General features: G+C 49.4%; 10 protein-coding genes. All 10 read left to right on the top strand.

Annotated elements, in window-relative coordinates; genetic code table 11:
* Positions 1–111 precede the first annotated feature (111 nt).
* On the top strand, positions 112–1,140 hold the full coding sequence (locus MCJ35_RS09455) for a GGDEF domain-containing protein (RefSeq protein WP_025487319.1): 1,029 nt from the start codon (positions 112–114) through the stop codon (positions 1,138–1,140).
* A 137-nt stretch (positions 1,141–1,277) separates the two neighbouring features.
* Positions 1,278–1,958 (top strand): response regulator transcription factor, encoded by a 681-nt coding sequence (locus MCJ35_RS09450; RefSeq protein WP_008725762.1) that lies wholly within the window; start codon positions 1,278–1,280, stop codon positions 1,956–1,958.
* Entirely contained in the window at positions 1,955–3,928 is a 1,974-nt protein-coding gene (locus tag MCJ35_RS09445) for a sensor histidine kinase (protein WP_025487320.1), read from the top strand. Before MCJ35_RS09450 ends, MCJ35_RS09445 begins: the two co-directional genes overlap by 4 nt.
* A 115-nt stretch (positions 3,929–4,043) precedes the next feature.
* Positions 4,044–4,400 (top strand): hypothetical protein, encoded by a 357-nt coding sequence (locus MCJ35_RS09440; RefSeq protein WP_025487321.1) that lies wholly within the window; start codon positions 4,044–4,046, stop codon positions 4,398–4,400.
* A 61-nt stretch (positions 4,401–4,461) separates the two neighbouring features.
* A complete protein-coding gene (locus MCJ35_RS09435; RefSeq protein WP_008725756.1) occupies positions 4,462–5,145 on the top strand; it encodes a response regulator transcription factor in 684 nt (227 codons plus the stop codon).
* Positions 5,139–6,269 (top strand): sensor histidine kinase, encoded by a 1,131-nt coding sequence (locus tag MCJ35_RS09430; protein WP_008725754.1) that lies wholly within the window; start codon positions 5,139–5,141, stop codon positions 6,267–6,269. The genes MCJ35_RS09435 and MCJ35_RS09430 overlap by 7 nt, the downstream gene beginning before the upstream one ends.
* A 162-nt stretch (positions 6,270–6,431) precedes the next feature.
* Positions 6,432–7,136, top strand: coding sequence for a response regulator transcription factor (locus MCJ35_RS09425; RefSeq protein WP_025487322.1), 705 nt, complete (start codon positions 6,432–6,434; stop codon positions 7,134–7,136).
* A gap of 330 nt (positions 7,137–7,466) precedes the next feature.
* The gene (locus MCJ35_RS09420) at positions 7,467–8,549 is read left to right on the top strand and encodes a sensor histidine kinase (protein ID WP_353656066.1); all 1,083 of its coding nucleotides are present in this window, start codon (positions 7,467–7,469) and stop codon (positions 8,547–8,549) included.
* A 144-nt stretch (positions 8,550–8,693) separates the two neighbouring features.
* Positions 8,694–11,168: an ABC transporter permease gene (locus MCJ35_RS09415; RefSeq protein WP_240299455.1), complete on the top strand. Its 2,475-nt coding sequence runs from the start codon at positions 8,694–8,696 to the stop codon at positions 11,166–11,168.
* A gap of 24 nt (positions 11,169–11,192) precedes the next feature.
* Positions 11,193–11,888, top strand: coding sequence for an ABC transporter ATP-binding protein (locus MCJ35_RS09410; RefSeq protein ID WP_025487324.1), 696 nt, complete (start codon positions 11,193–11,195; stop codon positions 11,886–11,888).
* Positions 11,889–11,892 lie beyond the last annotated feature (4 nt).

Here is an 11,892-nt window from a genome sequence, read left to right as displayed (position 1 = left end):
CGGATACGTGAAAAACGTGTTCGCATTTCGTCGTTTATGGGAAGATGAACAAATCTGTTCATCCAGCCCGGCACTGTCTTACGGCAACTACTACATATCAGGGGTGAGAAAATGAAAAAAATGGATGAACTGCAGGTGGAAAATGACCGGCTGAGGATACTTGCCAGACATGATTCACTGACAGGGCTTTTGAACCGCGGAGCAATGGAAGAGGAGGTGGGAGACTTACTCAAAAATAAAAAGGGCGGCATCTTCCTTATGCTTGATGTTGACCATTTCAAGGATATTAATGACGTTTACGGACATCTGACCGGGGACCTGGTCCTTCAGGAGCTGGCCCGTATCATGGGATTTCTTTTTTTCAAAAAGGATATCATCGGACGCATGGGCGGGGATGAATTTGCCATCTTCATACCAGGTGAATACAGGAATGAACTGGTGGATTCCAAGGTGGAACGGCTTCATTCAAGGGCGGTCCAGGCCGGTAAGGATATGGGAATCGGAAACAGCCTGAAACTGACCATAGGCGCTGACCTGGTCCGCAAAAACGACACGTTCCGGACACTGTACAGGCGGGCTGACCTGGCCCTGAGGATTGGCAAACAGCAACGGAAAAAGGCCCTGTATCTCTATGAGTCCTCCATGGAGGACTGCCACCCGGATTCGGCAGCAAGGAACGAACTGCCGGCAGCGCCACATGATATGAGATACATATGCAGGCAGCTAAAGGAGCCTGAGTTTGCCCATGAAGCAGGCAGCCAGGACTACCGGACATTCCTAGCCATTTTCCGTTTTTTAGAAAGGAACCTGGGCAGGACAGGTCTTAATGTACAGATTATCCTCATCTCTGTCACAGACCAGTTCGGTTCCTTCGTCGCACTGGAGGATCGTGAATTCCTGACAGGCAGGCTGAAGGACAGCATCTGTTCATCCCTGCGTTTCGGCGACCTCTATACCAGGTACAGCAGCTGCCAGTTCCTTATCATGACGCCGGGGGCGGCCTGTGAGAACATGGAACAGATCATCAGGCGGATTCAGAAGAAATTCCAGGAATCCATTTCGGACCGCAAGGATATCAAACTTTTCTTCAGTTTTTATCCATTGCAGCAGACCGCACCGAAAAAGCAGGATCTTCTATGATTGACAAACCGCCTGCGTTCGAATATAATTCATGAAACATGAACCGTGTGATTCATTCAATATCAACAGACTCATATGAACCGTTAATTCATTCAATATCAACAGGCCCATTCACTTTTTAAATTGGAGGATTATATATGGAGCATTCCTACCGGCTGCTGGCAGTCGATGACGAACCGGATATACTGCGGACAAACCGCAAATACCTGGAGGCACGGGGGTATCAGGTGGATACTGCGGTCTGTGCCGCCGATGCACTGGAACTGTTGGGAAGGCAGGGTTATGACTGTATCCTGCTGGATGTACTGCTTCCGGACATGAACGGATTTGAACTCTGTGAAGCTGTCCGTTCCCTTACCAGCGCCCCAATCCTGTTTCTTAGCTGTATGGACGATGAGGCGGACAAGATAAAGGGGCTGATGGCCGGAGGGGATGACTATATCACCAAACCATACAGCCTGAAGGAACTGGCGGCGCGTGTGTATGCGCAGGTGCGCCGAAGTTCCATGAAAGGGTTTGTCATTGACCACCAGAACCAGCTTCTGCGGATTGACAACCGGATCATCCCCCTGGCGCAGAAGGAATTTGAGCTTTTCCTGTTCCTTCTTGGCAATTCCGGCCGGATCCTCTCGGCGGCGGAACTTTACCATGAGATATGGCGTACCGGGAAGCCTGACCCGGCCAATACCGTGGCAGTCCATATCACCCGCCTCAGGCACAAGCTGGAAGAATCAGAATCCGTCATCGGCCGGATTGAAACCGTGCGCGGGGAAGGATACAGGTTCTTACCAAAATCAGAAACGGGGATAAGACTATGAAACGGTTCCTTGCTATATTCCTGCTTATTTTCTCCCTGTGTCTGGCGCTGTTTTTTACTGCCTCCAAGCCCTTTGTCTTAAAAGGGCCGGAGGCAGTGGAAGGTGTCCTTGACGTCCGCGGGACGGATTTTACTTCCCAGGTATATGCACTGTCCGGGCAGTGGGAATTCTATCACGGCCAGCTCTACACCCCAGAGGACTTCCGGCAGGGAACTGCTAAAGGCGGGGAGTACATTGACCTGCCCGGTCCCTGGACCAGGATGGGGTATCCCAAACTTAGCTATGCAACCTACCGGCTCAAAATCCTGACGCCTCCCGGGCAGGTATATCTTCTCCATATCCCCGAAATCATGTCATCTTCCCTTATCTGGATTAACGGAGAAGAATTCTACGGCGCCGGAACGGTAGGTGGATCGGACGCTGATACGGTTACCGGGGTACGCAATGAACTTTTGGCGGCAGCTTCCCCCAACGGCACCCTGGAGCTGGTCATCCAGGCAGCCAATTACCGTATGAACGGCAGCGGCATTTTCTATCCAATCCTGATGGGCCGGGATACGGTCCTCATCCACCATGTGTTCTGGCAGCGCACCGTGGTGGCAGCTGCCCTAGGCGGGATCCTGCTGATTGGGGTATACCACCTGTTCCTCTATTTTTTCCGCAGGCGGGAACGTCTGTACCTGACCTTCAGCCTGATCTGCCTGACCACGGTGCTGCGTCTGGGAATGGAGAGCAATGCCCTGGTCCAGTATTTTCTTCCGGGTGGGATTGGCTTTGTGCTCAGCCGGGTGTTTTTATTGCTGTTTACCCTGCACAGCCTGTGCATCTGTCTTTTTATGGTGCAGGCATTCTCCATAAGGCTGGGGCGTTTCCTGCGTGTCCTTTACCTGGTCTGTTTTATCCTGCCCATGGCGGGAATCTGTGTGCTGCCCTATGCAGCAGCAGTGAACGGCATGTTCATAGTCATGATTCCCTATGTCATCTCCATCTTCCTGGCTGTCCGGACCGGAAATATCGGCAGGGATCCCTACCGTCTCCTGTACTTATGCAGTATGGTAACCTATCTGTTTTATGGGCCGTTGACAAAAACAGTATTTGAAGGGGATATGTTTGTCCCTGGAATCGTGCCTAACATGTTCCTGATCCTCAGCCAGTGCGTCATGCTGTCGCGCAGCTACGCCCAGGCCCATGAGGAGGCAGAGCGGCTCAATGCCAACCTGGAGGAGCTGGTTAAGCAGCGCACGGCCCAGCTCAACCATGCCAATGAACAGCTGGAAGCCTCCCAGGCAGCCCTTCAGGAAATGATAAGCAACATTTCCCATGACCTTAAGACGCCCCTGACCGTGCTTAATAACTATCTGGAACTGCTGGGGGATGAGATGATTGCCTCCAGTGAACAGGAGAGGACAGAATACCTTGGGATAGCCTATCACAAGAACCTGGACCTTCAGCGGCTCATCCACAACCTGTTTGAGGTTACCCGCATGGAGGGAGGGACCGCTGTCTATCATCCGGAGTGGGTATCTGCCGGTAAGCTCATGGTGGAGGCGGACAGGAAGTACGGCGACCTTGTGCGGGATAAGGGGATTACCTTCCTGGCCCGGGCAGAGGGTATGCTGGAGCTTCAACTCGACAAAAATAAAATCTGGAGCGTTCTGGATAATTTAGTTTACAATGCGCTGCGCCATACTCCGGAAGGAGGCAGTATTTCATTGTGCATATCCAGGGACGTGGACAACAGGGCCGCCCTCCGTGTGTCAGACACCGGTGAAGGGATTGCCGCCGCCCATCTGCCCCATATTTTTGAACGGTTCTATAAAGTATCGCCGGAGCGCGGGGAAAAGGACGGTTCCAGCGGCCTGGGCCTGTATATCGTGAAGACAACGGCCGAGGCCATGGGTGGTTCCGTCCGGGTAGAAAGCACGTTGGGGAAAGGAACTGTTTTTACCGTCACTTTTCCTGCAAGATAGGATTTTTAGCCGGGCAGGGATTTCTAACCGTGTTTTAACCTTATATTGTATATAATGAATGCGTGATCACATCTCAGTACTAATAAAAATACAATATAACCGGAGGTAACAGATTATGATGAAACACAGAATGATGACCAGCCTGGCTATTGCAGCCATTGCAGCCGCAACCCTTGGGATTCCTGCATTTGCAGCGGAAACGAAACAGGAGGATTGTTATACCGTCACAGTAAGAGATGCCGCTGGCAGCAGGACAGACAGGACCATACCTGACTTAAAAGGCAGTGAAAACGGAGTCCAGTTTTTTGATACGGAAGATGGTGTCACGGTTTCCATTGTACAGGCAGACGGTAAGGCTGTGAGGGAGAAGCTGACGCCTCAGAAAACCGATGAAAACGGCAACCGCTATATCGAGATGGCAGATGGCAGCAGGGTCTATGTTACTAAGTCTAAGGGAGTTTCCGTCAATTAACCGGATTGCGGGATGTATTGATTCCAAAATCATATAAGCTAATGGAAGGATATGGTGTGCTATGAGGCTTTTAATTATTGAGGATGAGGAAGATATGCGGGAGGCGTTGTGCTACGGGCTGAGGAAACTCGGATATGCCGTGGACTCCTCGGGTGACGGTGCAGAAGCCGCCCAGCTATGTTATATCAACCACTACGACCTGGTGGTACTCGATTTGAACCTCCCAGGCATGGATGGTATGGAAGTCCTCAGGCACATACAGTCCCAGGAAAATCCCACAAAGGTACTGATACTTTCCGCCCGCTCGGAACTTACGGATAAGATAGCCGGGCTGGACGGCGGGGCAAGCGATTATCTTACCAAGCCGTTTCATTTCCAGGAACTGGAGGCGCGTATCCGTATGCTGCTCCGGCGTTCTTTCACCCAGGCAGATGCCGCCCTGATGTGGGGCGGCCTTTGCCTGGATACAAATGCAAGGACTGCAAGCTGCAACGGAATCCCGCTGGAGCTGACCATGCGTGAATTTGCCATACTCGAATATCTGATGATGCATATGGGCAGACCGGTGAGCGCCGAGGAACTGATGGAACATGTGTGGGACAGTGAGGCAGACCCGTTTTCCAATCAGGTCAAGGTTTATATCAGTGTCATCCGCCGTAAGCTTCTTGCTGTTACCAAGGATGAAATCATAAGGAATATCAGGGGCGCCGGTTATCTCATTGGCGGGGAGGAGAAGAAATGTTAAAAAAAATATCACTTCGTGCACGCCTGACTCTTCTGTCAGCAATGGTGATGGCATGTGTTGCGGTCATGCTGACCGGGATGTTCCTGGTTGGCGCTGACCGTATTTTTGTCCGCAACCTGCAGCAGCGCTTTGTTGCCCAGTCAGCTGAGTACGATATTGTATTATCCAGGACGGAGCTGGATAAATCAGATGCAGGTGAAATTACATTTACCATAAAACAGGCCGGCAACCAGTTTAATATATGGGGAGTTGCAGGGCTGATCCTCATGCTTTTCCTGGGAACCGGAGCAACCTGGCTCATGGCGGGGAAGGCGCTGAAGCCGCTGGGGGAACTGACCGGCACCATTGAAGAGATAGGAGGCAATAACCTGTCCCGCAGGGTTGAGCATCAGGACAGGCAGGATGAGATTGGACAGCTAGCCAGCTCCTTTAATCATATGATGGACAAAGTCAGCGCTTCCTTTGGACGCCAGCAGCGTTTTTCAGCCAGCGCCGCCCATGAACTCAAGACCCCGCTTGCAACCATACTGGTGAATCTGGATGTACTGGACATGGAGGAAAAGGCTTCGGCTGACCAGATTAAAAGAGTGCTGTCCATTGTCAGGACCAACACCGAGCGGATGATCCGTCTGGTGGACAGCCTGTTCCAGCTGACAGCAGAAAAAAAGAGTGAAATGTGTGAGGAAGTGCTGCCGGAAGAAATGTTTGCGGAAATCCTGGAGGAGCTGTCCCCTCAGCTGGATGCAAAGCACCTGAGTGTGTCCCTCAGCGGCCTGTCGGGAATAAAACTGATTGGAAACCGCGTCATGCTTTACAGGGCAATGAGTAACCTGATTGAAAATGCAGCAAAATACAACCGTGAAAATGGCTCCATATCCATTTCAGCCAGCAGACAGGAGGAGAACATAATCATAAAGATATCAGATACAGGCATAGGAATCCCCGAAGAAGAGTGTGAGCGTATCTTTGAACCATTCTACCGGGTTGACCAGTCACGGTCACGGTCTGTGGGAGGGGCGGGACTGGGTCTGGCCCTTGTGAAAGATATCGTGGAGAAACACGGAGGGCGCATCCGGGTAAACAGCCAGGCGGGACAGGGGAGTGAATTTATTTTATACTTATAAATAGACTGGATGGAAAAATGAATATCCATTATCTTTACTTGTATTATTCATACAGCAGAATTATAATGTATCCATGGAAGTGGCTGTATGGAATACATGATATCAAGGGACGCAGGCAGAAGAGGCTGTGGGCAGCAGAAGAAAGAGGGCGGATGGTGAACAATGGAAAATAAAATTTTGCTGGTTGACGATGAAAAGGACATTGTTGATTTAGTAGAAGAAGTGCTGAGAAAAGAAGGTTTTCGTGTTATCCAGAAAGCCTATAACGGGACGGACGCGTTGAAAATCTGCCGGGACTTCCAGCCCGATGTAATTGTGCTGGATATCATGCTTCCTGATATTGACGGATTGGAAGTCTGCAGACAGATCCGGCAATTTTCTTATTGCTCCATTTTGTTCCTATCCTCAAAAAATGACGATGTCGATAAAATCCTCGGCCTTTCCTGGGGTGGGGATGATTACGTTACGAAGCCGTTCAGTCCGCGCGAAGTGGTATTCCGCATTAAGGCCCAGCTTCGCCGCCAGCAGTATCAGACTGCTTCCCCATTGCAGGAAGGAACCAGTTTAACTGTCGGTCCCCTTAGGATTGATAAAGAAAGCTGCAGGGCCTATAAAGGTGGGCAGGAGATTGGCTTAACAGGCCGTGAATATCTCCTGCTTACCTACCTCATGGAAAATGCAGATAAAATCATCAGCAAGGAACGGCTCTACGAGCAGGTGTGGGGAGAATACAGTTCTATTTGTGACAACACGATTATGGTGCATATACGGCATTTACGGGAAAAGATTGAGGATATCCCTTCTCAGCCGCAGCAGCTTATCACCGTGAAGGGGTTGGGTTATAAGCTCAAAAAAAGGATTGATTAAATGAAACGGTCTGGCTATCGTACAGTATTCCACATATACATGATTTTCTTTTTATCGCTGCTTGGCACTTTCCTGTTAGCGGGAAGCCTTTTCTTTTTAACGATTACCATTCAAAAGGCAGATGGCCAGATGGCAAGAAGCGACTGGCCCCAGCTATTTACAGACGAATTTAAGGAGCAGATTATTTTTATTGATATGGTCCCCCGGATTAAGCAATCCGGGATTACTGCCCTGCAGGACAATGGAATCGGCCTTCAGCTTTTAGATGTTTCTGGCCGTGAAGTATTCAGCTATCAGAAACCGGAACAGGCAGATACGGCCTATTCCAGTATGGATTTGTTACAGCTCTGTCAGACCGGCCGGATAAAAGACAGTGGATTAACTGCTTGTATGGGTACGGTTTCCAATGCTGAAAGCGGGTACACTTATATTTTATATTTTCCTGTTAATATCTCAAAGGTTACGATGTATCTGAACGGAGAGCGGTTTACAGGCGGCAGGATGATAATCTTACCGATTTTGTCAGCTCTTTTCCTGCTTGTTCTGATTTCAGGCGTTCTCTATGGGCTTTTTACAACAAGGGCGATGAAACGGCTGACCACTGCCGTCCAGGAAATTTCAGGGCGCTGCTATCTCCCTGTTAAAGATTCAGGCGTGTTCCGTGATTTGTATCATAGCCTGAACACATTAAACGAGGAAATCAGGGCCGGTGACCGATTGCAGGTCCAAACAGAAAAAATGCGCGAGGAATGGATTTCCAACATTACCCATGATTTGAAAACGCCGCTTTCCCCCATTAAGGGTTATGCGGAAATACTCGGGGACACTGGCGGCCAAAGTGAAGAACAGTACAGACGATATGCTGGAATCATACTAAAAAACGTTTCTTACATAGAAACGCTGATTGATGATTTAAAGCTGACCTATCAGTTGGAAAATGGAATGCTCCCCCTAAACAGGGAAAAGCAGGATATTGTCCGTTTTCTGAAAGAACTGGCGATTGACATTCTGAATACCCCGAAATATGAAAAACGCACCATACATTTTGAAGGCACGGCAGATTCCATAATCTTTTCATTTGACCAGAAACTTTTTACAAGAGCCTTTCGCAATTTAATCATCAATGCCTTTGTGCATGGCGATGAAACTACTGAAATCGCCTTATGTGTATCAGCCTCTGATACTGAATTAAAAATTGATGTATCTGATAATGGAAAGGGGATGGGAGAGGAGATGACCGGGCACCTTTTTGACCGATATTACCGTGGAACCAATACCGGACAAAAACCAGAGGGGAGCGGTTTGGGATTGGCAATCGCCAGGGATATTATCGGGCTGCACGGCGGCATGATATCCGTTGCCAGCATCCCCGATACCGGGACAAAATTCCAAATCGTCTTTTTGACTGATTAAGGTTAATTAAGGTTGCCTGAAAATCAGATTAAGGTTGGCAGACTATCATGATGTTAGTGATAGCTGCCAACCTTTTTGATTGAAGGGGAGGGCAGGATGATGGGAGGGTGCAAAAAGGCCGTCCATTAGAAAGTAGGTGTTCACATGAAAGTCATTTATAAATACATTCTTATGAATGTTAGAGAAAGAAAAACGCGGACCCTTGTGATGCTGTTATCCATTTTGCTTTCCACTACCCTGTTGTTTGTATCATTTTCCATAGGCGCGTCATATGAAAGTGCACAGCGGAAATTGGCGCGGGGGGCAGCCGGCAGTGCAACGGTTTCTGTAACCGCAGTAAATGGGGGGATAGACATCGGCATCATTCCAGAATTGCCTGGCATCCGGACGGTTGCAGGAGTGATGGAAGGCTCGGCCCTCTATCATGAAAACGGCTATTATGAAACCGTTGACCTGATTGCTGCCGACTTAAACCAGCTAAGTAAGATCAATCCTCCCCGTCTTGCAAACGGTGGCGGAATCACGGATTTTATCGGGAATCAGGTCATCCTTCCAGACCGTTTTACCTCAAAATATAAAATTGAAACGGGCGATGCCATTACGCTTCAGATGGAAGGGAAAACGGTGTCTCTGGAAGTTGCGGAAATTGCCGCTTATGATACAATTTTTCTCCGCCATACGAGAGGAGCCACTGCCCTTGTGCCTTTGGCCACATTGTCCGGATTATTAGGCAGTACTGAAGGTTATACAAAAATTTTAATAGAGCCTGCAGAGGGAACTTCCACTGCTGATTTAAAAAATGAATTGGCAGCAATGCTGCCTGACGGGGAATACCGGGTTTCCGAAGTGGTCAACGAGGCGCAGGTTTCCGCAGATGCACGGCAAAAATCCATGCCGTTTTTCCTGATCAGCTTCTTTTCCATGACAATGAGTATTTTTATCATTTATGGCAGCTATAAGGTTATTACCTTAGACCGCTTACCGGTAATCGGCACCTTCCGAAGCATTGGCGCAACGCAAAAAGCCGTAACCCGCATTCTTCTATTAGAAAGTATGCTGTATGGTGTGACAGGCGGCCTGATTGGGATTCCCGTTGGCGCATTGGCCCTGAAACTGCTTTTACAGGGGATGGACCAATCTCTTTCCCAGGGAATCCAGATTCCTGTCATAATCCCGGCATACAGTATCCTGTTTTCCTTTGCCGCCGCAGTCATTGTCTCATTGCTTTCCGCATGGCTTCCTGTGCGCCGGGCCAGCAGATTACCGATTAAGGATGTAGTGTTGGGCCATGTGGAAGAAAACCATATCCCCAGGCGTTTTATCATAGGCGCCGGAACCGTACTTTTTGCAGCCTCAATCATCCTTCCAAAGCTGATATCTGGAAAGGCACTTTACCTAGCTGGCGGGATCTCCCTGCTGGGGCTGATTGCCGCCGCAATCCTAACCGTTCCGCTGATGACGGACCTGATTTCCAGAGGCCTGGAAGTAATCTATTGCGCTGTTTTGGGAAACGTGGGCAGGCTTGCCGCCCGTAATATGCGGGATAACAAAAATACTGCCCAGAATATAACATTGCTGTTTATCAGTATTTCCGCCGTGATTGCCATTACGAATGTTGGTAACTTTGTAACAACCTATGTGGGCGACGTATTCCGGGACGCAGAGCTGCAGGGCTTTGCGGATGGAACGATGGGACCGGAATTTGTGGAGCAGGTTAAGGAAATGGAGGGAATTGAAAAAGTGCTGCCGCTCTATGTTTACAAAAACCAAATGAAGGCAGACGGCACGATGTTGAGCCGCTTGGAGGCAACCGACAACCTGGTCAGGTACGGCTCCATGATGGGGCTTCATTATACGGAAAAGGACATGGAGGAACAGGCTCTTTCAGCGTTTTCCGATGAACGGGTTATTTTGTTCAGCGAGGCATGCTTGGAACGTACCGGACGTTCCGTAGGGGATGCCATCACCCTGACTGGCGCTGCCGGACAAAATGATTACCGGATTGTGGGGAGTTTCAAATCAAGGGCCACGGACGTGGAAGCGGTGATTTCTTCCACTAACGCGGTTTCCGATTTTAACCCATCCAGCTATGACTTCCTCGCCTACACTGCCGCCGACCCGGACGCCATAATGGTACAGATCCGAGGCCTATTTGGTAAAACCGCAAATTGGAGCCGGACAGTGGAGGAATTTAATGCGGACGCGCTGTCAACCGTAAGCGCCTTTTTACAGCCCATGCACAATATGATTTATTTCATCCTGCTGTTGGCAGCCGTGGGAGTAATCAATAATCTGCTTATCAACTACATGCAAAAACGGCGTAGCATTGCCATGTATAAGTCGGTGGGACTTTCCAATTGCCAAAATGTCAAACTGACCCTGATTGAAGGTTTCTCCGCTGGGCTGATTGGTTCGGTCATTGCTATTTTTGTTTCCTATATGGAAATTCAGACAATCTTCCTTGTAGCGGGTCCCAAAATTGCGATGACGCCGAAACTGGACGCCTCCACTTTTTTGACCGCTGGCGGCATGGGAATCATCATTACCCTGATTGGTTCCGTTGTCCCTATCCTTAAGAGCCGCAGCATGAAACTGGTGGAGGAAATCAAATTTGAATGAACAGGAAGACAGGAGGTCTATTCAATGAAACAGAGCATCCGCAATATTGCCGTGGAAGGAAAACATATCGTAAAGGATTTTCGTCTTGGCACCACAACAATAAAAGTGCTCAAAGACGTTTCGTTACAGGTTATGCAGGGGGAATTTGTGTCAATCATGGGGCCATCCGGCTCCGGAAAAAGCACGCTGCTTTATATTCTTGGGGGACTGGATACCCCGACCAGCGGCCGCGTCCTCTTGGACGGCACTGACATTTCCTTTTTGGGGGATGAAAAAATGAGCCGCATCAGGCGGCAGAAGATTGGTTTCGTCTTTCAATTTTACAATCTCATTCCCAACCTGAGTGTCGAGGAAAACATCATGCTGCCATTGCTATTGGACGGCAAAAAGATGGGCAGCTGTAAAGGCAGGCTGGAACAGATTTTGAGGGTTACCGGCCTGTCTGACCGACGCAGTCATACGCCCCGTGAGTTATCCGGCGGCCAGCAGCAACGTGTGGCAATTGCCCGCGCTTTGATTGGTAATCCGGAAATTTTATTTGCAGACGAGCCCACGGGAAACCTGGACAGCAGGACCGGGGCTGAAATCATGGCCCTGCTGCAAAAAATCAATCAGGACATTGGCCAGACAATCATCATGGTAACGCATTCCCAGGAAGCAGCAAAAAGCAGCTCCCGGGTGATTACTGTCCAGGATGGCATGATTATTCAGATAGGCTGATGGA

This window comes from Enterocloster sp. OA13 (assembly GCF_022440595.1).
Lineage (GTDB): Bacteria > Bacillota > Clostridia > Lachnospirales > Lachnospiraceae > Enterocloster > Enterocloster hominis.
Note: the sequence above shows the minus strand (reverse complement) of the source record. Positions and strands in the feature narration are given on the sequence as shown.

Coding starts and splice junctions, on each gene's coding strand:
- MCJ35_RS09455 (WP_025487319.1), top strand. CDS start 112: ATGAAAAAAATGGATGAACTGCAGGTGGAAAATGACCGGCTGAGGATA.
- MCJ35_RS09450 (WP_008725762.1), top strand. CDS start 1,278: ATGGAGCATTCCTACCGGCTGCTGGCAGTCGATGACGAACCGGATATA.
- MCJ35_RS09445 (WP_025487320.1), top strand. CDS start 1,955: ATGAAACGGTTCCTTGCTATATTCCTGCTTATTTTCTCCCTGTGTCTG.
- MCJ35_RS09440 (WP_025487321.1), top strand. CDS start 4,044: ATGATGAAACACAGAATGATGACCAGCCTGGCTATTGCAGCCATTGCA.
- MCJ35_RS09435 (WP_008725756.1), top strand. CDS start 4,462: ATGAGGCTTTTAATTATTGAGGATGAGGAAGATATGCGGGAGGCGTTG.
- MCJ35_RS09430 (WP_008725754.1), top strand. CDS start 5,139: ATGTTAAAAAAAATATCACTTCGTGCACGCCTGACTCTTCTGTCAGCA.
- MCJ35_RS09425 (WP_025487322.1), top strand. CDS start 6,432: ATGGAAAATAAAATTTTGCTGGTTGACGATGAAAAGGACATTGTTGAT.
- MCJ35_RS09420 (WP_353656066.1), top strand. CDS start 7,467: ATGGATTTGTTACAGCTCTGTCAGACCGGCCGGATAAAAGACAGTGGA.
- MCJ35_RS09415 (WP_240299455.1), top strand. CDS start 8,694: ATGAAAGTCATTTATAAATACATTCTTATGAATGTTAGAGAAAGAAAA.
- MCJ35_RS09410 (WP_025487324.1), top strand. CDS start 11,193: ATGAAACAGAGCATCCGCAATATTGCCGTGGAAGGAAAACATATCGTA.